Source organism: Pseudoflavonifractor sp. (assembly GCF_050943825.1).
Classification (GTDB): Bacteria; Bacillota; Clostridia; order Oscillospirales; family Oscillospiraceae; genus Pseudoflavonifractor.
Map to the genome: position 1 here is coordinate 111,251 of NZ_JBMNPX010000003.1, position 22,524 is coordinate 133,774.

The 22,524-nt window shown below is 62.7% G+C and carries 16 protein-coding genes, 1 tRNA gene and 2 riboswitches; of the genes, 9 read left to right on the forward strand and 8 right to left on the reverse strand.

Annotated features, from left to right (window positions below; translation table 11 throughout):
• Positions 1 to 2 precede the first annotated feature (2 nt).
• Together ACOX7T_RS04530 and ACOX7T_RS04535 are read left to right on the forward strand one after the other, a co-directional pair.
• Positions 3 to 3,965 (forward strand): VWA domain-containing protein, encoded by a 3,963-nt coding sequence (locus ACOX7T_RS04530; protein WP_433440302.1) that lies wholly within the window; start codon positions 3 to 5, stop codon positions 3,963 to 3,965.
• Positions 3,966 to 4,175: 210 nt separating this feature from the next.
• Positions 4,176 to 4,264: riboswitch (cyclic di-GMP riboswitch) on the forward strand.
• Positions 4,265 to 4,311: 47 nt separating this feature from the next.
• Positions 4,312 to 7,449, forward strand: a complete 3,138-nt coding sequence (locus ACOX7T_RS04535; protein ID WP_433440304.1) for a leucine-rich repeat protein — start codon at positions 4,312 to 4,314, stop codon at positions 7,447 to 7,449.
• 91 nt (positions 7,450 to 7,540) lie between these two features.
• Here ACOX7T_RS04535 and ACOX7T_RS04540 read toward each other — a convergent pair whose 3' ends face one another.
• Positions 7,541 to 8,371: a MerR family transcriptional regulator gene (locus tag ACOX7T_RS04540; protein WP_433440306.1), complete on the reverse strand. Its 831-nt coding sequence runs from the start codon at positions 8,369 to 8,371 to the stop codon at positions 7,541 to 7,543.
• Positions 8,372 to 8,502: 131 nt separating this feature from the next.
• Between ACOX7T_RS04540 and ACOX7T_RS04545 the strand changes: the two genes are divergently transcribed.
• Positions 8,503 to 9,834, forward strand: coding sequence for an MATE family efflux transporter (locus ACOX7T_RS04545; protein WP_433440308.1), 1,332 nt, complete (start codon positions 8,503 to 8,505; stop codon positions 9,832 to 9,834).
• 53 nt (positions 9,835 to 9,887) lie between these two features.
• Here the strand turns inward: ACOX7T_RS04545 and ACOX7T_RS04550 are convergent, their stop codons facing one another.
• A complete protein-coding gene (locus ACOX7T_RS04550) occupies positions 9,888 to 11,309 on the reverse strand; it encodes a radical SAM protein (protein WP_433440310.1) in 1,422 nt (473 codons plus the stop codon).
• 240 nt (positions 11,310 to 11,549) lie between these two features.
• Between ACOX7T_RS04550 and ACOX7T_RS04555 the strand changes: the two genes are divergently transcribed.
• The 4 genes from ACOX7T_RS04555 to ACOX7T_RS04570 all read left to right on the forward strand — a co-directional run bounded on the left by ACOX7T_RS04555 (position 11,550) and on the right by ACOX7T_RS04570 (position 15,900).
• Complete coding sequence (locus tag ACOX7T_RS04555) at positions 11,550 to 12,134, forward strand: hydrolase (protein ID WP_433440312.1); 585 nt, start codon at positions 11,550 to 11,552, stop codon at positions 12,132 to 12,134.
• A gap of 5 nt (positions 12,135 to 12,139) precedes the next feature.
• On the forward strand, positions 12,140 to 13,519 hold the full coding sequence (locus ACOX7T_RS04560) for an MATE family efflux transporter (protein ID WP_433440314.1): 1,380 nt from the start codon (positions 12,140 to 12,142) through the stop codon (positions 13,517 to 13,519).
• Between the two features lie 137 nt (positions 13,520 to 13,656).
• Positions 13,657 to 14,208 carry a sporulation protein gene (locus ACOX7T_RS04565; RefSeq protein ID WP_433440316.1) on the forward strand — a complete coding sequence of 184 codons (552 nt, stop codon included), beginning with the start codon at positions 13,657 to 13,659 and terminating at the stop codon, positions 14,206 to 14,208.
• 219 nt (positions 14,209 to 14,427) lie between these two features.
• Positions 14,428 to 15,900 carry a M20/M25/M40 family metallo-hydrolase gene (locus ACOX7T_RS04570; RefSeq protein WP_433440318.1) on the forward strand — a complete coding sequence of 491 codons (1,473 nt, stop codon included), beginning with the start codon at positions 14,428 to 14,430 and terminating at the stop codon, positions 15,898 to 15,900.
• Positions 15,901 to 15,988: 88 nt separating this feature from the next.
• Here the strand turns inward: ACOX7T_RS04570 and ACOX7T_RS04575 are convergent, their stop codons facing one another.
• Complete coding sequence (locus tag ACOX7T_RS04575) at positions 15,989 to 16,798, reverse strand: HAD-IIB family hydrolase (RefSeq protein WP_433440320.1); 810 nt, start codon at positions 16,796 to 16,798, stop codon at positions 15,989 to 15,991.
• Positions 16,799 to 16,824: 26 nt separating this feature from the next.
• Positions 16,825 to 17,415: an energy-coupled thiamine transporter ThiT gene (gene thiT / locus ACOX7T_RS04580; protein WP_433440322.1), complete on the reverse strand. Its 591-nt coding sequence runs from the start codon at positions 17,413 to 17,415 to the stop codon at positions 16,825 to 16,827.
• Positions 17,416 to 17,484: 69 nt separating this feature from the next.
• Positions 17,485 to 17,602, reverse strand: a riboswitch (TPP riboswitch).
• Between the two features lie 118 nt (positions 17,603 to 17,720).
• Between thiT and ACOX7T_RS04585 the strand changes: the two genes are divergently transcribed.
• Complete coding sequence (locus ACOX7T_RS04585; RefSeq protein ID WP_433440324.1) at positions 17,721 to 18,194, forward strand: GNAT family N-acetyltransferase; 474 nt, start codon at positions 17,721 to 17,723, stop codon at positions 18,192 to 18,194.
• A gap of 94 nt (positions 18,195 to 18,288) precedes the next feature.
• Here ACOX7T_RS04585 and ACOX7T_RS04590 read toward each other — a convergent pair whose 3' ends face one another.
• The 4 genes from ACOX7T_RS04590 to typA all read right to left on the reverse strand — a co-directional run bounded on the left by ACOX7T_RS04590 (position 18,289) and on the right by typA (position 21,912).
• Positions 18,289 to 19,203 (reverse strand): RluA family pseudouridine synthase, encoded by a 915-nt coding sequence (locus ACOX7T_RS04590; RefSeq protein WP_433440326.1) that lies wholly within the window; start codon positions 19,201 to 19,203, stop codon positions 18,289 to 18,291.
• On the reverse strand, positions 19,178 to 19,678 hold the full coding sequence (gene lspA / locus ACOX7T_RS04595) for a signal peptidase II (protein ID WP_433440328.1): 501 nt from the start codon (positions 19,676 to 19,678) through the stop codon (positions 19,178 to 19,180). Before lspA ends, ACOX7T_RS04590 begins: the two co-directional genes overlap by 26 nt.
• A 64-nt stretch (positions 19,679 to 19,742) precedes the next feature.
• Positions 19,743 to 19,958, reverse strand: a complete 216-nt coding sequence (locus ACOX7T_RS04600) for a hypothetical protein (protein ID WP_433440330.1) — start codon at positions 19,956 to 19,958, stop codon at positions 19,743 to 19,745.
• A gap of 127 nt (positions 19,959 to 20,085) precedes the next feature.
• Complete coding sequence (gene typA, locus ACOX7T_RS04605; RefSeq protein WP_433440332.1) at positions 20,086 to 21,912, reverse strand: translational GTPase TypA; 1,827 nt, start codon at positions 21,910 to 21,912, stop codon at positions 20,086 to 20,088.
• Between the two features lie 424 nt (positions 21,913 to 22,336).
• On the opposite strand from typA, the gene ACOX7T_RS04610 reads away from it, so the two are divergent.
• A tRNA-Arg gene (locus ACOX7T_RS04610) sits at positions 22,337 to 22,413 on the forward strand.
• Positions 22,414 to 22,524: the final 111 nt, after the last annotated feature.

Genomic DNA, 22,524 nt, shown 5'->3' on the forward strand with positions numbered 1-22,524 from the left:
ACATGGCAAAGACAAAGTTGAAGAGAATATTTGCAATGCTGCTGGCTGCGAGCATGACCATCAGCATGGTTACCGCGGGGGTTGCCGCTGCGGGAGATGAGCCCGAGACCGGCGCTGTGGAGCTGGAATCCGTGGCGCTGCCTGAGAGCCCGACAGTAGACTATGGCACAGAGCTGGAGGATGTTCTGGCGAAGCTGCCCACTACGCTGACCGGGACGGTGGTTGAGGAGTCTACCGAGACTGAGGAGCCCACCGAGACCGAGGCGCCCGTTGAGACCGAGGCGCCCGTCGAGACTGAGGCACCCGCCGAGACCGAGGCGCCTGTCGAGACCGAGGCGCCCGTCGAGACTGAGGCACCCGCCGAGACCGAGGCGCCTGTCGAGACCGAGGCTCCCGTTGAGGTTGAGACGCTCAGCAACACAGTGGAGCTCACCTCCGAGCCTGTGACTGAGGATGTCCCTGTCACCTGGTCCTGTACCGCTGAGGGAGGCTATAATGGCTGGATTGCCGGTGCGTATACCTTTACCGCGGCCCTGGGTGAGGGCTACACCTATGCCGGCAATCTCTCTGTGACAGTGACGGTTGCCGACCAGGCCCAGGCGGTGGCTCAGATTGGGGATACCACCTATGCCACCCTGGACGCGGCCGTGGCGGCGGCGGAAGAGGGCGCCACCATTGAACTGCTGGCCAACTGCAAGCTGGACACCGGCTTCAACAAGACCCTGACCTTTACCGGAGGTTACAAGATCCGCATTGACAAGCAGCTCACCAGCAATGGCGAGGGCTGGATGTGCTTTGGACTGGGCGATCCCACCCGGGTTCTGACCTTTGACGGCGTGGAAGTGGAGTGGATTTCCGACGGCACTTCCCCCTGGCTGATGCTGTCCCTGAGCGGTACGCTCAATGTCACCAATGGAGCCAGTCTGACCTTCGTGTTTGACAGCCGGACTACCAACACCAGAAATGCCATTTACATGAATGCGGGCGCTGTGCTCAATGTAACCAATGGATCCACCTTCCAGATTCTTGGTGTAGGTACGCAGGGAACCGCCGGCCAGGGCATCCAGCTGGATAAGACTGCTCAGTCCAGCATCAATGTGACCGGCAACAGCACCTTCCTGATTGACGGCACCAACCGGGGCTACGTGAACAGCCCCAGCATCCGTGTGGAGGATTCCACCTTCACGGTGCAGAACTGCACCTCCAACGCCTCCAACGGCGGCAGCTTTACCGCGGTCAACTCCACCATTACCTATCAGAACAATGCGGGCCACGGCCTGTCCGCCGGTAATGTAACAATTCAGAACTCTACGGTTAACTGCAATGACAACGGACTTTTCGGCCTTACGTATTCCGGAAATATGACAGTAGACGGTACTTCCGTCATTAATGCCAACGGGAATGCCGCCAAGGGCGGCGGTGCCGGTATACGCGCAAGCAGCGCAAGCGGCGTCTCTCTGGTAAAGAGTGGTGCGGAAATTTACATTCTCAATAATCAGCACAATGGATTGGAGAATTACGGCAAGTTTACCTTTGAAAACGGCGTCACTCTCCGCATCAACAACAACGACGAGCGCACCACCAATGGCGGCGGTATTTTCAACGGCGCTGCCGGCGTGCTGATTCTGCCCGACGATACTCAGATTATGAACAACCATGCGGCCCAGACCGGCGGCGGTATCTGCAATGCCGGAAGCGTAACGATTCCCGACACCGTGCTGCTGTACAACAACCATGCGGATGCTGCTGGTGATGATATCTACAACCGCGATGCCGGCACCATCACCTTCGGCGCAGTGGGCGCCGACTGGGCCCTGGACGGCGACCCCGACTGTACCGACGACATTGACGGCTGGTATCAGGACGGCGCGGACCACCGCTGGTCCGCCCACAGCGCTCCCCTGTATGCCTACGAGTTCACCGGCTACGGCACGGCTGTCACCGGAACCCTGGCTCTGAAGGCGGCCCATGGCCTGGCTCCCGTGGAGCCCGGCGACCCCGAGGCCCCCGACTGGGAGATCTCCAAGTCCAAGACCGCTGCTAACCTGGACGCCAATTACGAGTCCCAGGTGACCCTGGCCCTGCCTGCGGCGGGCACCAAGGGCAATCTGGATGTGGCCTTTGTTCTGGATGGCTCCACCAGCACCGACGAGGATGCCCTGGCTGCCGCGGCTGCCGAACTGCTGGACACCCTGAGCGCCTATGAAAACCTGAATGTCAAGGTCGGCGTGGTTATCTTCGGCGGGTATGTGCCCGTACTGTATACCAGCGAGGAGCTTCTGCCCCTCTCTGATGATGCCAACGTGACTGCTCTCAAGGCTGTGCTCACGGATCAGAGCTATGACGGCAAGGAGGGCCGCTCCGGCAGCAACCTGCAGGCCGGCGTGGAGGCCGCCCAGGCCATGCTGGATGGAGACACCACCGTGTCCGCTGCAGACAAGTACCTGATTATTCTCTCCGACGGTGCTGCCCGCATGTGGTATGAGGACGGCCAGGCCATGTCCCAGGCCTACTATCCCAGTGCTGGCGCTACTGACGACGGTTTCTGGTGGAACTCCAACAGCGACTTCTCCGAGCTGCGCTACGCCGACGGAAAGCCCGGCCCTGTGTTCTCCGACGTGTGGAGCCTGGGTCAGAACGGCAAGGACATCGGCGCCTACGGCCTGTCCTATGCGGACAAGGAGAGTGGTAACTACACCACCGACGACATCGCCCCCTATGACGTGATGATGAACGGCGATTACCACACCACCTATGAGGCCGCCACCTATTACGCGGCAACCTCCATCGTGGAGGCAGCTCAGAAGAACCAGGTCATCTTTGTGACCTATGGCTATCACGATGAGACCAATTTTGGCCAGTACATCGAGAGCTTCAAGGCCTGGCTGGCGGATAACGGCATTGTGACGCGCTACAATAGCGAGGACCTGGATGCCGCCGCTATCTTCAGCGCGGTGAAGGACAAACTCGTCCAGCTGGTGGCCGGCGGGTCCAAGGTGGTGGACGTCATCGGCTACGGTGACGACTACGACTTTGATTTCATCAATGATATCAACGAGCTGACCCTGACCGTGAACGGTAAGGAACTTGCGAAGACTGCCATCAGCGCTACCTCCTACGGCTTTGGCGGCACCGGCGACGACTACGACTTTGTGGTCACCTACTATGAAAATGGTCAGGACGGCAAGAGCGACGAGTGTTTCGTGTGGGACATCAACGTGCCCGTCACCAAGGACGCCCCCGTGGAGCTGACCTACTCCGTAAAGCTGGCCGAGCCCAAGACCGCCCCCGGTACCTACGGCCAGTATGATGCCGACGGCAGCAAGGGTTATGGCGGCCTGTACACCAACAACAGCGCCACGCTGTACCCCATTGACTCCAACGGTGTTCAGGGCTTCCCCGAGCGCTTTGCCAAGCCCACGGTGTCTTATACTGTGAGCGGCGGCGGCTCCAGCTACGATTACTACACCGTGACTGTGAACTATCTGGACAAGGACAGCGGTGAGAAGATTGCCACCAGCTACGTCAGCCCCAGCCGGATTGAGGGCAGCCGCTACGATGTGAGCGAGTACGACGCCATTGCCATCGACGGCTACACCTACGACAGCACCAGCGGCGACGCGCTGAGCGGCATTCTCAACAGCAACAAGGTCATCAACGTGTACTACGTGGCCGAGGAGACCGACATCGATGATGGCCAGACCCCCGGCGGCGGTGACCCTGACATCCCGACTGATCCCACTGATCCTACCGACCCCACCGATCCCACTGACCCGACCGATCCGACCGACCCCGGCGAGGAAGTGGACATCGGCGACGGCGAGACGCCCACCGGCAACCTGCCTCAGACCGGTACCACCAGCAACACCGTGGTTCTGCGTGCTATGAGCGGCGTGTTCCTGTGCCTGGCTGTGTTCTTCGGCGGCGTGACTGTGGTTCTGTTCCGCAAGGAGCGGGAGGACTAAGAGAAAAGTCCCGTTTATAAGACACAAGGTATAAAGGCAATGTTCCCCGCCTCCGGCATTTACCGGAGGCGGGGAATTTTTACGAAAAAATAGATACAGAAGAAAAAATGAAATTTGGAAATGTGACCGAAATGTAACCAATATATGGTACAGTAAAAAGCGAAAACAGGCATGCCTGTTTTTTGTCCGACCCAGTCGGACAAAAGGCTCTGATGAAAAAGGCAAACCGGCCGAAAGGCCGGGACGCAAAGCCAGGGGCTAAAGCGGACGCCACCCGCCACGCCAGTCCGGCCGCCGCAGATTTCATGCCCAGCTCCGCAAAGGAGCAGGAAAGGAGAAATGAAAGATGCTGGCAAGAAGATGTAAGAAGCTCACAGCCCTCTTCCTCACCCTGTGTATGGTGACAGGAATGCTGGGCACCGGCGCTGTGGCGCTGGAGGGCGACAGCGGCAGCGGCAAGTGGTGGTGGGACACCACCGGCGAGGCCCAGGAAGCCTACGAGGCCTACGAGGCCAGTATGGAAGCGGAACAGGCCGCCTATGACCAGTGGGACGCCGCCTACGACGCCCTGGACACCGCCAAGAAAGCGACGGAGGCCGCCAAGGCCGCCTATGACGCCGCCAAGGCGGAGCTGGACGCCATGGAGGAGACGGACGAGGGCTATGCCGCCAAGGCCGCCGAGGTGGCCGGCCTGGAGGCCGCCTGGGATACGGCGAAGTCCGCCGAAGAGACCGCCCGCACCGCCAACCAGGAAGCCTACGACGCGTATACCGCCCTTGTGACCCAGACCAACGGCCATTACAGCGACTACCTGGAGCTGGCTGAGGCCAACTACCCCTACACCGGCGTACTGGATGCGGAGAACAAGACCCTGACCATCGCGGTGTCCGGCGACATGCCCGAGGGGGCCGAGGCCGTGTTTGAGGGCTACTTCGTCATGCAGGACAGCGAGGGCAGCCGGGGCACCTACAGCAGCGTATACGCCTCCAATATCCAGGACAACGTGACCAAGGTGGTGCTGGGCGACGGCTTCACCGGCATTGCCGGCGTCACCTTCAGCAGCTGGCGCACGCTGACGGAAGTGGTGCTGCCCGAGAGCCTGACCTCCATCGGCGACAGCGCCTTCTCCAGCTGCACCGGCCTGGTCTCCATCGACCTGTCCAACGTCAAGACCATCGGAGCGAGTGCGTTCTACGGCGCCTTTGACGCCGCCGCCGACGTGGACATCGTCCTGGACGGCGCCGCCGTGGGCAACACCGCCTTCCGCAAGGCCAACATCGACACCCTGGTGGCCACCGACCTGACCGCCGTGGGCAACCAGGCCTTCATCCAGTGCCCCACCCTCACCGAGGTCACCTTCAGCGTGGCCGACGGCGCGGAGCTCTACGCCGAGGGTGCCTTCTTCTACCAGAACAAGGCCCTGACCAAGGCCACCGTCAGCGGCGAGTGCATGGAGAAGAACATCTTCCGTGAGTGCACCGCCCTGACCGACGTGACCCTGACGGGCATGACCGCCATCGGCCCCTACGCCTTCTATCAGGACACCGCCCTCAAGACCGTCACCCTGCCCGAGGGCGTGACCTCCATCGGCAACATGGCCTTCAAGGGCGCCGGCCTGGAGACCATCAACATCCCCGCCAGCCTGGACCGCATCGAGCAGGAGGCCTTCATGAACTGCGCCTCCCTCACCGGCGACTTTGACCTGACCGGCCTGTCCCTGGTGGGCTGGAACGCCTTCACCGGCTGCACCGGCGTCACCTCCGTCACCGTGTCCGACGGCGCCATTGTGGAGCACAGCAGCATCTTCAGCGGCGACAGCGGCGTGCTCCAGGGCTGGGAGGGCCGCATGCTGGCCATCCTGGACGGCAAGTTCCAGCTGGACGAGACCGTCATTGAGGCGGTGGAGCCCCAGGGCTGGACCTCCTCCAAGGTGGGCCGGAGCAACGACACCACCAGCTATGATGGCGGCACCCAGATCACCAAGGAGGCCCGCTGGGCCAGCGACACCGTGGCCGACGTCCTCCTCCAGGCCTACTACACCGACGAGGCCCAGATGGACTTCGTGTTCCTCATCGACACCTCCAACTCCATCACCCAGTCCGGCAGCGGCTACGACCTGAACGCCCGGCTGTACGACATGCAGTCCAAGCTCATGGACGTCAGCGAGGCCCTGCTCACCACCGACGGCTACGACTGCAAGGTGGCCTTCACCACCTTCGGCGCCACCAGCACCAGCTCCAGCGGCGGCTTCCTCAGCAGCATGGACGACGTGACCGCCTTTGTGGAGAACATCAACACCTACTATGAGAACACCAACTACATCCTGGGCCTGAACAACGCCAAGGCCCTGGTGGACAGCAACACCGGCCGCAACACCACCGTCATCTTCCTCTCCGACGGCCAGCCCAACACCGACGCCGACGGCGGAAAGGTGGAAAGCGTCAGCACCATCCTGCCCGCCATCACCGCCGCCGCCCAGGCCATCCAGAACAGCGGCGTGCAGATTTACGGCGTGCTCCAGTCCGTCACCGGCGAGGCCGCCGAGGCCGCCCGGGACGTCATGGCTCAGGTGTGCACCGAGAACATGGTCTTTACCTCCACCGACACCGAGAGCTTCAGCGCCGCGGTGAACAACGCCATCGGCGCGGCCTACACCACCTACACCCTGACCGACGTGGTCGGCGACGACTTTGACCTGGTGGACGGCAGCATCCGGACCTCCGCCGGCACCGCCGTCTATGACGAGGACACCCGCACCATCACCTGGACCATCACCGGCATGCCCTACACCGTCCACACCCTGACCTTCCAGGAGCAGCTCAAGCAGGTGGACGGCAGCTACCCCTACGGCACCTTTGACACCAACAAGGGCGACGCCGAGCTGAAGCTGGGCGACGACCCCGTCAACGGCGTGGAGACCCCCGAGCTGACCCGCACCACCACCCCCGTGGTCACCTACGACTACTACACCGTGACGGTGAACTATCTGGACAAGGCCACCGGCGAGAAGATTGCCGACAGCTACACCGCCCCCAGCCGGATTGAGGGCAGCCGGTACGACGTGAGTGAGTACGACGCCATCGCCATCGACGGCTACACCTACGACAGCACCGGCGGCGACCCCCTGACCGGCGTGCTCAACAGCAACAAGGTGGTCAACGTGTACTACACGGCCGACGAGACCGACATTGACGAGGGCGACACCCCCACCACCGACCTGCCCGACCTGCCCGACGAGGGCGGCGAGGACGTGGACATCGGCGAGGGCGACACCCCCACCACCGACCTGCCCGACCTGCCTGACGAGGGCGGCGAGGAAGTGGACATCGGCGAGGGCGGCGTGCCCACCGGCAACCTGCCCCAGACCGGTACCACCAGCAACACCGTGGTTCTGCGTGTTATGAGCGGCGTGTTCCTGTGCCTGGCCGTGTTCTTCGGCGGTGTGACTGTGGTTCTGATCCGCAAGGAGCGGGAGCAGGCCTGAGGCTTCCACCTGACCTCAAGACCGGATATCCGTAATACCGAAGCATAGAAAACGCCCCGCCTCTGAAGAAGAGGCGGGGCGTTTTTCTGCGTTAAGGCCTGTTTTTCGGGGCGGAGATGAGAATGGACATCTGGAGCACATAGTTGTCGTAACCGTCCACCGACAGCTCGTCCAGCAGGGCGTCCTCGTAGAAGGGGCCGGTGAGGGTCAGGCCCTGCTCCCGGGCGTGGGTGAGCATCCGGCGGTAGGTACACCATGCGGTGTCGTACCCGCCGGCGTGGCGGGCGGTGAGATAGCGCCCTGCGGGCCGGACGGTGACAGGCACCCCTCTGGGGCGGCGGTCCACCTGGGTGTAGAAGGCGCTGTACCCCTCGGTGCCCTCCTGTCCGGCCTGCTCCAGGCGCATGGTGGCCCCCACTGAATAGGGGCTGACAATATTCCTGGCCTCCCGGTACTGCATGTGGGCCACAAAGGCCAGATTCAGGCTCTCTCCCGGCTGGCGGGGTGTTGTGATGAACAGCATCTCGGGCTGCTCAACCACCCGGATGTCCTTCCGCTTCTCCGCCATGGCCGCCCGGGTCAGCTCCGCCTTGCGGCGGATGAGGGCCAGCATCTGCCGCAGGCGGCGGATTTTCCCCTCCAGCTGCTCCGCCTCCCCCTCCAGCAGGGCCACCAGCTCCTCCGGGCTGCGCCGGTCCAGGTAGGCCTTGATGTCCGCCAGGGGCATGTCCAGCTCCTTGAGGGTGGAGATGACGTAAAAGACCTCCATCTGGGGAAAGGTATAGTACCGGTAGCCGTTCTCTCCCTTGATGGCCGGGGAGAAGATACCCAGCTGGTCATAGTGGAACAGGGTGTGCTTGGTGGTGCCGCACAGGTGGGCAAAGTCGCCTGTGGTGAGATATCCCCGGGGTACCGCGGCCATGGTTGAGGCCTCCTTTCTGACAAAAACAGCCGCCCGAAGCGGACGGAAATTTCCTCCTTGACTATCGGGTTACCCGATAGTTTATAATATCTGACGCATCAAGATTTTGTCAAGAAAGGCCGGTGCCTCCCATGGAAAACCGTCTGGACAGGGATTTCAGCTTTTTCTCCCTGCTCCGTTTTGCGCTGCCCAGCGTGGTGATGATGATCTTCACCTCCCTCTACTCCATTGTAGACGGCATGTTTGTCTCCCGCTTTGTGGGCGAGGACGCCCTGGCGGCGCTGAATATTGTCTTCCCCGCCATGTGCCTGATGATGGCGGTGGGAATCATGCTGGCCACCGGCGGCAGCGCAATTGTGGCCCGGCGGATGGGCGCCGGAGAGGAGCAGTCCGCTCTGGAGGGCTTCTCTCTGCTGATTGCGGTGAGCGTGGCGGCGGGCATTGTGTTTGCACTGCTGGGCCTGGCGGCGGTGGAGCCCATCTGCCGCCTGCTGGGCGGCGAGGAGGAGTTGATGGCCTACTGCGTGCCCTATCTGCGGATCATCATGCTCTTCGGGCCCATGTACATGCTCCAGTTCATGTTCCAGAGCTTTTTCGTCACCGCCGGCCGGCCCGGGCTGGGCCTGGGCCTGACGGTGGCCGCCGGCGTGGCCAACATGGTGCTGGACTATGTGTTCATCGTGCCGTTGGACCTGGGAGTGGCGGGCGCCGCCCTGGCCACGGTCACCGGCTACTGTATCCCGGCGGTGGCGGGGGTGGTGTTCTTCGCTCTGCGGCGGCAGGGGCTCCGGTTCACCCGGCCCAGGTGGGACGGCCGGATGCTGGGCAACGCCTGCTTCAACGGCTCCTCCGAGATGGTGTCCAACCTGTCCAGCGCGGTGGTCACCCTGCTGTTCAACCTGACCATGCTGGAGCTGCTGGGCCCGCCCGGCGTGTCCGCCATCACCATTGTGCTCTACGCCCAGTTCCTCCTCACCGCCCTGTATATCGGCTTCTCCATCGGCGTGGCGCCGGTGTTCAGCTTTAACTACGGCGCCGACAACCGGCCCCGGCTCCGCTCCCTGTTCCGGTCCTGCATGCTCTTTGTGGGGGTGTCGTCGGCGGTGCTGCTTCTCGTATCTCTGTTTATCGCCGAAGGGGTGGTGGCCGTATTCTCCCCCAGGGGCTCTGAGGTGTACGGCCTGGCCGTCCACGGCTTCCGGCTCTTCGCCCCCATGATTCTCTTCTCCGGGGTGAATATTTTCGCCTCCGCCCTGTTCACCGCATTGTCCAACGGCCCGGTGTCCGCCCTACTCTCCTTCCTGCGGACCTTCGGCTTCCTGACCGCCGGTCTGCTCCTCCTCCCCAGGGTCCTGGGGGTGGACGGCGTGTGGCTGGCTGTGCCGGTGGCCGAGCTGCTGTCCTTTGCGGTGAGCCTGTGGTTTTTCCGCTGGGGCGGAAAGCGGTACGGCTACGCCGGATAAGCGCACAGACAACAAAAAATTCCCGCCGCGTATGCGGCGGGAATTTTTGCGTTTTACTGGCCGATGGTCTCTCTGGGGTCCTGGAGATTTTCCCGGGCCACCCGGTCCTCCTCGGACAGATAGCGGTCCGGGTGTTTGCTGGCCTGGCTGTCCTCCCAGATTTTCTTGGCAGCAGGGGCCCAGCAGGCGGCGTAGCTGTCGCACTTGGCGCACAGATGCTCGGCCGACTCAGGGGACTGGGGGTCGGTGGAGTGGGCGCCGGTGCGGGAGACCATCTCACGCAGCTTGTGGGGATTCTCCAGCATGGGGCAGGGCTGGAGCATGTTCTCGTTGAAGGGCTGGCCGTCGTGATAGGCCATGAACAGAGGGCCGCGGAGGGCGTCCAGCAGGGACTTTTCCCGGATGTTGGTGTCCGAGTAGTGGATGAACACGCAGGGGTCCACATCGCCGTTGGCGTTGATGTGGAGATAGCGGCGGCCGCCGGCGATACAGCCGCCCACAAACTCGGCGTCGTTCTGGAAGTCCATGGCGAACAGGGGCTTGCGGGTCCGGTAGTCCCGGATACGGCGGTACATCTCAGTACGCTGCTCGGGGGTGGGCAGCAGCTCGGGCACGGCGTCGTTGCCCACGGGCATGTAGTGGAAGTACCAGACAAACAGGGCGCCCAGGTCAATCATCTTGTCGTAGTAGGCCTCGCTGGTGATGGACTCGAAGTTGGCGCTGGTGTAGCAGCAGGAGATGCCGTAGGGCAGGCGCTTGCGCTTGAGCAGCTCCATGGCGGCGATGACCTTCTGATACACGCCGTCGCCCCGGCGGCCGTCGGTGGCCTCCTCGAAGCCCTCCAGGCTGATGGCGGGGATGAAGTTCTTCACCCGCAGCATCTCGTCGGCAAAGGCCTCGTCGATGAGGGTGGCGTTGGTGAAGCACAGGAACTGGCAGTCGTTGTGCTTCTCGCACAGGCGGATGAGGTCGGCCTTGCGGACCAGCGGCTCGCCGCCGGTGTAGATATACATGTACACGCCCAGCTCCTTGCCCTGGCGGATGATGTCGTCAATCTCGTCAAAGGACAGGTTGAGCTTGTTGCCGTACTCGGCGGCCCAGCAGCCGGTGCAGTGCAGGTTGCAGGCGCTGGTGGGGTCCAGCAGGATGGCCCAGGGGATGTTGCAGTGGTACTTGGCCCGGGCGGCCTCCTGCTTGTCCCAGCCGATGAGGTTGGCGTTGAGGAAGAAGTTGACGAAGGTGGTCTTGAGCACCTCTGTGTCGATGTCCCGCACGATGTGGAGGATGAGCTGGTGATAGGGGTTGTCCGGGTTGGTGACCGCGTCCCGCACGGCGGCGCGCTGGGCGGGGAAATTGCCCCGGGAGAACTTGTCCACCCAGGTCATCAGAGTGGGCAGGTTTTTCTCTGGGTCCTTGGCGATGTAGTCCACGGCCTGCTCGATGCCGAATTGCTTCAAACTGTTGGGGATATGCATAAAAATCACTCCTTGTCCGACAATAACACAATCTTTGATACTAAATTATTCCGATCGCCGCTGTTTCTCAACGGACAGAGTGGGAAAAGTGTCAAATTTGGGAACAAAACCGCGAAACTGTCCAAATAGAATAGGCTTTGCACAGACGCCGGGGAGGAAAACGTCTGGATTTTTCTATGTGCATATGCTAAAATTATATTTTACCGTATAGAAGAATATGAACAGGAAAAGAGGATTGCTATGAGCGCCCGAGAGGAATTTATTGAGATTTTCAAGGACAAAATCCACCGGGACGGAGCTGCCGCCCTGCTGGATTACCTGGAGAACAAGAGCGATTTCTTCACCGCCCCCGCCTCCGCCCGGTTCCACGGGGCCTACGCCGGCGGCCTGTGCGACCACAGCCTGAACGTGTACCACTGCCTGGTGGACTACCTGTCCCGGCCCCGGGTCCAGGAGCTCTACGGCCTGGAGTACAGCGAGGAGACGGTGGCTCTGGTGGCCCTGCTCCACGACGTGTGCAAGGTGGGGTGCTACAAGCAGGGCACCCGCAACGTGAAGGGCCCGGACGGCAAGTGGCAGAGCGTGCCCACCTACTCCTTTGAGGACCCCCTGCCCTACGGCCACGGGGAGAAGAGCGTGTACATCGTCAACGGCTTCCTCCGCCTGACCCGGGAGGAGGCCATGGCCATCCGCTGGCACATGGGCTTCTCGGGTACCGAGGACCCTCGCACCGTGGGCCAGGCCCTCCAGCAGTTCCCGCTGGCCTTTGCCCTGGCCACCGCGGACATGGAAGCGACTTATTTCCTGGAAAATGAGGAGGCGTAACTGCCGTGGCAAAGCGCACCAATGACCTGGGCAATGACCCGGTACCCCAGCTGCTGCTGCGGCTGGCGGTGCCTGCCGTCACCGCCCAGGTGGTCAACGCCCTGTACAACATTGTGGACCGGATGTACCTGGGCCACATGAAGCCGGACGGCGACCTGGCCATCACCGGCGTGGGCGTGGCCTTCGCCATCATCATGTTCATCTCCGCCCTGTCTGCCCTGGTGGGCGTGGGCGGCGGCTCCCGGGCGGCTATCCGCACCGGCGAGGGCCGTCCCGACCAGGCCGAGGAGATTCTGGGCAACTGTACGCTGCTGATTCTCCTCATCTCGGCGGTAGTCATGGCGGTGTTCCTCCCCCTCCAGCGGCCCATGCTGCTGATGATGGGGGCCGACGGGGAGACCATCGGCTACGCCGTGGACTACCTGACCATCTACCTCTGCGGCACCGTGTTCGTCCAGATTTCCCTGGCGCTGAACAACTTTATTACCACCCAGGGCTTCTCCACCACCTCCATGCTCACGGTGGTTATCGGCGCGGTGACCAATATCGTGCTGGACCCCATCTTTATCTTCGGCATGGACATGGGCGTCCAGGGTGCGGCGCTGGCCACCATCATCGCCCAGGCGGTGTCTGCCATCTGGGTGCTGGCCTTCCTCACCGGCAAGCGCACCAGACTGAAAATCCGCCTCAAATACCTCAGGCTCAAGCCCCAGATTGTTTTGCCCGTGGTATCCATCGGCGTGTCTCCCTTTATCATGCAGTCCACCGAGAGCCTGGTGAACATCTCCTTCAACGCCTCCCTGCTCAAATACGGCGGCAACACCTATGTGGGCGCCATGACCATCTGCTCCTCCATCATGCAGGTGCTGTCCATGATTTTTCAGGGTATGACCCAGGGGGCCCAGCCCATTGTGGGCTACAACTACGGCGCGGGTAACCTGGACCGGGTCCGCAAGACCTTCCGGCTGCTGATTACGGTAGGCGTTATCTACTCCATCACCGGCTGGCTGCTTATCCAGCTCTTCCCCCACGCCTTTGTGGCCCTCTTCAACGACAAGCCCGAGCTGGTGGAGGCCGCTGTGTGGGCCCTGCGGATTTACCTGGCCTGCTTCTTCATGCTGGGCGTGCAGTTCTCCTGCCAGCAGACCTTTGTGGCCCTGGGCCAGGCCAAGGTGTCCCTGTTCCTGGCCCTGCTGCGGAAGATTATCCTTCTGATTCCCCTCATCTATATCCTGCCCCACATCATCACCGGGGATCAGGTCTTCGCGGTGTATCTGGCCGAGCCGGTGGCCGACGCCCTGGCCGCCACCACCACCGGGCTCATGTTCGCCTGGAAGTTCCCCCGGATTCTCCGCCGCCGGGAACAGGAGCTGGGCATGGCCTGACCAAATTCCGAACAAAAACGCCCGCAGGGCTGCCGCATTTGCGGCAGCCCTGCGTTTTTATACCTTCTTCTGAGGGGGAGGCAGTTTTCACCCCCTCCCTGCCTCCGGCATAGGATGGCCGGAAGGGAGGTGGAAGGTTGGAGATTCTCTCTTCCATCGGGGCCATACTGGTCTTTACTATGGCCTGTAATCTGGATACCATTCTCCTCTCCATGGGGTACGCGGTCCGTGGGCTGACGGTGTCCCCCGGGGGGTGCCTGATTCTGGCGGGGGTGACCACAGTGGTGACCTGGCTGTCCCTGGCGCTGGGGGCGTCGGCGGGGCAGTTCCTGCCCGCCGGACTGGCCGACATGCTGGGCGGCCTGGTGCTGCTGGGCATCGGGCTGTGGTTCCTGCTGGACTGGCTGCGCTCCCCCGTGGAGGGCACGGAGCCCCTGCCGCCGGTGCGGGCCTGGGTGCCCCTGGCGGCGGCGCTGGCGGTGAACAACGCCGGTGCGGGCGTGGCGGCGGGCATCAGCGGGCTGTCCCCCCTGGGGGCGGCGGTGTGCAATTTCGGTGTGACGCTGCTCTTTATCCCCCTGGGCGGCTGGCTGGGGGCCGGTCCTTCAGGCCGTCTGCTGGGGAAATACGCCCTGCCCCTGTCCGGGCTGCTGCTGGTGCTGCTGGGATGCGCCGAGGCCTTTCTCTGAGGGGCGAACTGTGGTACAATAACCGCAATACAAACAGTTTTGCTGTTTGCGGCCGCCCTTTGGGCGGCCCGGCTCGGCGAAATCGCCGCGCGTTGCGCTTGTTGCACCATAGCCCAAAACCGGCGGGGCCGGTTTTCCGCCGCTCTGCGGCGGGCAAGCCAAAATGGCTTGCAGCTATGGTACAATACAGATAATACATAGACACAGGGGGCTTGCGTTATGACAGAGCTGACGGCGCGGCTGGGTGGCCCGGAGGCCATCACTGCGGGAATTGTGGCGGAATTTCAGGGGATGTGCACCGTCTCCCACCCCTCCCACGGGGAGAAGGCGGTGGGGGAGCTGCTCTCCCGGCGGCTGGAGGCGCTGGGCGGCGTGCCGGTCATGGACGCCGCCGGCAACCTGACCGCCGACCTGCCTGCCGCTCCGGGGTGTGAGGGCGCGCCCCTCACCATCCTCCAGGGACATATGGACATGGTGTGCGCGGTCCGTCCGGGCAGCGGCTATGTGCCGGAGCGGGACCCCATCCGCACGGTGACGGCGGACGGCTTTCTCCGGTCGGACGGTCGGTCCTCCCTGGGGGCGGACAACGGCCTGGGCAATGCCGCCGTCCTCTGGCTGCTGGGGCAGAAGCTGGACCGTGGGCCGGTGCGGGTCATCCTTACGGTGGCCGAGGAGGTGGGCCTGGCGGGGGCACGGGAGGTGGACCCGGTCTGGCTGGCGGGGGCAAAGTACCTGCTCAACACCGACGGCTTCCACCTGGGCACCGCCGTGGTGGGCTCGGCTGGCGGGCGGCGGGAGACCTTCTCCCGCCCCCTGGCCCTCTGCCCGGCGGAAGAGGGCGCGGCCTTTGCCGTCACTCTGTCCGGCTTTTCCGGCGGCCACTCGGGGGACGACATCCACCGGGGCCGGGGCAACCCCATCAAGGCCCTCACCACCCTGCTGTCCGCCCTGCCCTTCCCCTGGGCGCTGGCGGATTTCTCCGGCGGACAGGCCCACAACGCCATCCCCACCGGGGCGTCGGCGGTGGTGGTCCTCTCCCCTGACCATGTCCCCCAGCTGACGGCGGCCTTTGAGGCCTGGGCAGCAGAGCTGGAGGCGGCCCACCGGACCACCGACCCGGAGTTCAAGGCGGCACTGGAGGAGACTGCCTTGCCCAAACTGGTGTGGGATGACCTCTGCCGGGATGCCCTGCTGGACCTCACCGGCGGCCTGACCCACGGCGTACAGCGCTGGCACACGGACTTTCCCGGCGTGGTGTCCGCGTCTGCCAATCTGGGCCGGGTGTGGACGGAGGACGGCGCGGTGAAGGTGGCGGAATTCCTTCGCTGCGCCGACCCGGCGGACGAGGAAGCGCTGGCCAATGCCCACCGCCTTCTGGCGGAGGAGAACGGCTTTGGGGTTACTGCCACCGGCTACCCCGCCTGGCAGGGCAGGCCGGACAACCCCCTCGCCCTGCTGCTGGACAAAGTGTTCCGCCGGGAGACGGGCCGGGGTATGACCATCTCCGCCGTCCACGTGGGGCTGGAGCCCTCCCTGTTCCACGTCAAGGCACCGGAACTGGTGATGGCGGTCACCGGGCCGGACATTCTGGATGCCCACTCCCCCGACGAGCGGGCGCCTCTCTCCTCCCTGCCCGCCTACGCCGCCCTTCTGGCGGGTACCCTGGAGGAGATTGGCCGCCAGCAGGGATAAGGGCCTGAGCCTGTCCACAAAAAGCGCTGCCAATGTGGAAAAAACAATGCCCGCCGGAATTCCGGCGGGCATTGAAAATGGTTCTGATTCAGCTGTACCGCTCATCCAGGATGCGGATGATGTCGGCGATGCAGTGGTCGTCGCTGGACTTGACGATGACCGGACCGAAGTCCCGGACCGGGTCGGCGCAGTTGGCGGGGGCGAAGGGGATGGCGGACACAGCCAGCATGGGGATGTCGTTCTGGTTGTCCCCCACGCAGTAAATGTCCTTCCGCTCCACACCCAGGTGCTCCGCCAGGCGGAGGACCATGCCTCCCTTGGTGGCGCCCTTGGCGGTAATCTCCAGCAGGGCGGAGCTGGAGAAGATGACCTCGTACTTGTCCCCCCACCGGTCCAGCAGGAACTTCTGGGCGGAGAGCAGGGTCTGGTACTCGTCCTGAATGACCGCCTTGCTCCAGGGCGTGGGCATGTCGGCCAGGTCGCAGGGGGTCCAGGTGGTGCCCACCCGCTTCACATGGCGGTCGGTAAAGGCGTTGGGGTGGTGGATATACACGTCGTCCCCGTGGTAGGTCTCCATGCCGATGGACGGCATTTCCGCCGACAGCACCGCCAGATCCTCCGCCGCCTGGGGCGGCAGGGGCAGCTCGCAGACCACCTGATCCGTAGAATAGTCGTAGAGCAGGGCCCCGTTGGACAGGATGACGGGCGCGTTGATGGGGGCGAGATGCACGTAGGGGGAGAAGGTGCGGTGGGCCCGGCCGGTGGACACGGTGAAGTATCCGCCCTCCCGGATGAAGTACTCGATGGCGGCCACATTCTCGGCGGACACCTCCAGGCGGGAGTTGTAGAGCGTGTCGTCGAAGTCGCTGGCCAGCAGCACGCGGTCAAATTTACCCAATTTCCTTCCCCCTTACATGGTGTGATTTACCGGATATCAGTGCCCAGGAAGTATCTCTTCAGGGGCTTGTACAGCAGGCCGAACACCACCAGGCACAGGGCCATGTCGATGGCCATGTAGCTGCCGTTGTAGGCCAGGGAGTACATCCAGGGGCTGGTGAAGGTCATGTTGAACAGCTCCGTGGGGGCCACAATGGCGTAGATGGTGATGCCGCTGATGAAGTGGACGATGAAACGGACCACAGAGCCCAGCACGGTGCCGGCGAAGATGCCCCAGTCCTTACCCTTAAAGAGACCGGCCAGACCCAGAGGCGTGAAGGCCACCAGGTAGTCCAGCAGCAGGGACTGCCAGCCCCAGGCCACGGCGCCGTCGATGAACATCTGGAGCAGGCCGAAGGCGAAGCCGGCCAGCAGGCCGGGGCCCACGCCCCAGCGGACGGCAAAGAAGAAGATGGGCAGCATCTCCAGGGTGATGGAGCCGCCGTTGGGCAGGCGGAAGATCTTCAGCTGGTTGAGCACCAGGGCCAGGGCCACCATAATGGCGCCCTCGCAGAGCATTCTGGTGTAGAGACGTGCTTTTGTGGACTTGTTTCCTTTGCTTGATGTGACGACAGGCATGATTTCGTTCCTCCCGAAAAAATATGTACCGCAGGCCGAACGGGCGCAATGCGGTACGGGAGAAACGACAGTCATAGCCGAATCATCTTCCTACGCCGGCATTACCCGGATCAGGTTCAAGGGACCGGGGGGAGCGCTATCCCCCGCATCTCAGCCGGACTTGCGTCCAGCGCCCCTGTGTTCGATTGTCTGCGGTCGGGCATTATTTTATACCAGTTGGGAATCCCTTGTCAAGGCGCGGGGGAAAAACAGGACAGATGACGAAATGACGGCCTGTTGGGGCCGAAAAAAGGAGCAGATTTGCCATGGAACTGAGAGCATACCGGCCGGAGGACTGTCCGGCCATGGGGGCGCTGTTTTACGACACGGTGCACACGGTCTGCACCGGGGAGTACAACCCCCGCCAGCTGGACGCCTGGGCGCCGCCGGAGGGGGTGGACCTGGCGGCCTGGCATGAGAGCTTTTCCGCCCATGTTACCCTGGTGGCGGTGGAAAACGGAGAAATTGTGGGCTTTGGAGATATGGCCCCGGACGGGTATCTGGACCGGCTCTATGTGGCCCGCACTCATCTGCGCCGGGGGGTGGCCTCCGCCCTGTGCGCCGCTCTGGAGCAGGCGGTGCCTGCTCAGCGGTACACCACCCACGCCTCCCGCACCGCCCTTCCCTTTTTCCTGGCCCGTGGCTGGCGGGTGGTAAAGGAGCAGACCGTGGAGCGCCGGGGCGTCACCCTGAACAACTATGTGATGGAGAGGCTTCCGGCGCAAAAGCCTGCCGTATGAAGAGCGGACAATAAAGCCCCCGCATGGGTCTCTCCGAAGAGACCCATGCGGGGGCTTTTGTATCCACATGATGGTGTTCTTTTGTGGAAAAGGTTCAGCTCATGCGCCGTAGCTTGTCCAGCACGGCCTCAAACCAGTCGGGCAGAGGGCATTCCACGGTCATGCGCTCCCCGGTGCGGGGGTGGACGAAGGAGAGCCGCCGGGCGTGGAGACACTGACCGGCCAGACCGGGATAGGGCTTTTTGGAGCCATACACCGTGTCCCCCAGCAGGGGGTGGCCGATGTGGGCCATGTGGACCCGGATCTGGTGGGTGCGGCCGGTCTCCAGACGGCACTGGAGGTGGGTGTAGCCGGAAAACCGCTCCAGCACGGTCCAGTGGGTCACGGCCTCCCGGCCCTGGAGGAAGTTGACCGCCATCTTTTTCCGGTCGGTGGGGTGCCGGGCGATGGGGGCCCGGACGGTGCCCTCGTCCTCCTTGAAGCCGCCCACCGCCACCGCCTCATACTCCCGGTACAGGGAGTGGTCCTGGAGCTGTTCGGCCAGGGCCAGATGGGCAAAGTCGCTCTTGGCGGCAATAATCAGGCCGGAGGTATCCCGGTCGATGCGGTGGACAATGCCGGGCCGCAGCTCTCCGTTGATGCCGGAGAGTGATTTTCCACAGTGATATAACAGCGCGTTGACCAAAGTGCCGTCGGGATGGCCTGCCGCCGGGTGGACCACCATGCCCACCGGCTTGTTGATGACAATGACGTCGCCGTCCTCGTACACCACGTCCAGGGGAATGTCCTGGGGGACCACATCCACCTCCACCGGGTCGGGCAGGGAGAGCACCAGCTCATCCCCCTGGTTGGTCTTGTAGTTCTTCTTCACCGGCAGGCCCTTGAGGGTGACGGCCCCCTCCTCCAGCAGCTTCTGGGCCGCCGAGCGGGACAGCTGGGGCAGCTGCCGGGAGAGGAACTGGTCCACCCTCTCCCCTGCCCGGTCAGCCCTCAGGGTCAGCGGCGTCATGGCCTGCCTCCTGTCCCGCCGGGGCCTTCTCCAGCTTCTCATGGAAGAAGAGCACGTACACCATCATGGCGATGACGCCGCACACCAGGCAGCAGTCGGCCACGTTGAACACGGCGAAGTTGATGAAAATGGTCTGGAACATATCGGTCACGTAGCCGAAGAGCACCCGGTCGATGAGGTTGCCCACGGCGCCGGCCAGGATGACGGCCAGGATGACCTGTCCCACCGGGTGGCGGAACACCCGCTTGACCATGACTACCACCAGGGCCACGGACACCACGGCGGAGATAAGGGCCAGAATCCAGGTATGCTCCCGGAAGAGGGAGAAGGCGGCGCCGGTGTTCTGGTAGTAGGTCAGGTTGAGGACGTGGGGGATGAAGGGCACGCTCTCCCCCAGCTCCAGGTTGGACCGGATGAGGAACTTGACCACCTGGTCCGCGATGACCAGCACCACGGCGAGAATGGCATAGGGCATAGTCGGAATCTCCTTTGATATTCAGTGTGGACGTGCGGGGATTTCTGACCCCAAAGGGCGGGAATCAGGAAGATATCAGCGCAAGAACGAGAAAAAACCATATGAGGGCAAAGCATATCATAATTGTGCCGAAGCGCTTTGAGATATTGGGATGCTTTTTCGCAAGGGGGTGGTTCAGAGCGGAAAAGAGGTCCTTTTTCCGGAAGAGTACGCCGGCAGCACAGAAGATGAGTGCCAAAACAGCGGCCGACAGTATCATGACCCATTTACCCATTCCCATAGCTCCCATTCCTAGGCCTTACAGGCCTGGCTGCCGCGATACATTATAGCACGGTTTTCCACCCCTCACAACGGCTGAGGTGGAAAAAAGGACGGACACAGGAGCTGTGTCCGTCCTTTTCAAATTTTTACTGCTTTTTCTTGGAGGCCTCGCGCATACGGGCGGCGTGGTCCAGCAGACGCTTACGCAGGCGAAGGTTCTCGGGGGTGACCTCCAGCAGCTCGTCGTCGGCCAGGAACTCCAGGCACTGCTCCAGGGACAGCTGGCGGGGCGGGGTCAGGCGGAGGGCGTCGTCAGAGCCGGAAGCGCGCATGTTGGTCAGCTGCTTCTTCTTGCAGACGTTGACGGAGATGTCCTCCTGCTTGGGGGTCTCGCCCACGATCATGCCGGCGTAGACGGGCACGCCCGCGCCGATGAACAGCACGCCGCGCTCCTGGGCGTTGAACAGACCGTAGGTCACGCTCTCGCCGGTCTCGAAGGACACCAGGGAGCCGGTGTTCCGGCGGGCAATCTCGCCCTTCATGGGGGCGTAGGAGTCGAACACGCTGGCCATGATGCCCTCGCCCTTGGTGTCGGTGAGGAACTCGTTCCGGTAGCCGAACAGGCCCCGGGCGGGCACCAGGAACTCCAGCTTCATGCGGCTGCCCACCGGATTCATCTCCAGCAGGTCGCCCTTGCGGGCGCCGATCTTCTCGATGACCGCGCCCACGTTGTCGGCAGGCACGTCCACCACCAGGCGCTCCACAGGCTCGCACTTGACGCCGTCAATCTCCTGGAAGAGCACACGGGGCGGGGAGACCTGGAACTCATAGCCTTCACGGCGCATGGTCTCAATGAGGATGGACAGGCTCATCTCGCCGCGGCCGGCCACGTTGAAGGAGTCGGTGTTGTCGGTCTCGGTGACCCGGAGGGACACGTCCTTCAGGGTCTCGCGGAACAGACGCTCACGCAGCTGGCGGGAGGTGACGAACTTGCCCTCCTTGCCGGCGAAGGGGGAGTCGTTGACGGAGAAGGTCATCTCAATGGTGGGAGCGGAGATTTTGACGAACTCCATGGGCTCCACGCAGTCGGGAGCGCAGATGGTGTCGCCGATGGTGATGTCGCCGATGCCGCTCATGGCGATGATGTTGCCGGCGTCAGCCTCGGTGACGGGCACCTTGGCCAGACCGTCAAACTGGTAGAGGGCGGTAGCCTTGGCCTTCTTGGGGGCCTGGTCGGCGTTGTGGTAGTTGCACACCACAATCTCCTGGTTCTGCTTCACGGTGCCCCGCTCAATGCGGCCGATGGCGATACGGCCCACGAACTCGTTGTAGTCGATGGAGCTGACCAGCATCTGGAAGGGGGCGGTGGTGTCCGCCTCGGGGGCGGGGATATAGTTGATAATGGTCTCGAAGAGGGGGGTCAGGTCGGTGCCGGGCACGTCGGGAGAGTAGGAAGCGGTGCCCTGGCGGCCGGAGCAGAACAGGGTGGGAGACTCAAACTGCTCGTCGGTGGCGTTCAGGTCCAGCAGCAGCTCCAGCACCTCGTCCATGACCTCGTGGATGCGCTGGTCGGGGCGGTCGATCTTGTTGACCACCACGATGACCCGGTGGCCCAGTTCCAGGGCCTTGGACAGTACGAAGCGGGTCTGGGGCATGGGGCCCTCGGCGGCGTCCACCAGCAGGATGACGCCGTTGACCATCTTCAGGATACGCTCCACCTCGCCGCCGAAGTCGGCGTGGCCCGGGGTGTCCACGATGTTGATTTTCACGTCCTTGTAGTGGACGGCGGTATTCTTGGCCAGAATGGTGATGCCCCGCTCACGTTCCAGGTCGTTGGAGTCCATCACGCGCTCCACCGGGGCCTGATTCTCACGGAAAATGCCGCCCTGCTTGAGCATTTCGTCCACCAGGGTGGTCTTACCGTGGTCGACGTGGGCGATGATGGCTACGTTGCGCAATTTTTCGTTCTGCACAGGGATGCACCTCAAATCTTTCTTTCACAAATACAGTATCAGAGACAACCACTTATTATAGCGTACAAAGGTGAAAAAGGCAACTTTTTTAGCCTTTTGTTTTGAAAATATTTTGCCCAAAAACACAGGGGATTTTTCCGTCAAAGTTGACAGCGCAGCGGGGATAGGGTAAAATACACTCCGTAGCGCAGCCGGACAGCCTAGGTTGGCAGGACGGATTAAGGTACGTTTTTTACATTTATATGCGCCAGTCGCTCAGCAGGATGGAGCGACCGCAGCCCAAAACCGGAAAACCGGTTTTGGGGACCCGATTTTTATCTGCGCGGGGGAAGTGAATTCCCCCGACATCGAGGTTTTGCTTCGCAAAACGCTCGGGACGCCGGAAAACCGGCGGGGAGGCGTTCACTCTCCCACAATTTCATATGCGCCTGTAGCTCAGCAGGATAGAGCGACCGCCTCCTAAGCGGTAGGTCGGAGGTTCGAATCCCCTCAGGCGTGCCATGGCCGGAGCAAGCGTCATATCGCTTGCTCCGGCTTGTTTTATCAGTCAGCGGGCGCTCATGTGACTGGGCCTCTACTTAACGGAAAAATGGAAAAACGGCAAGCATCTGA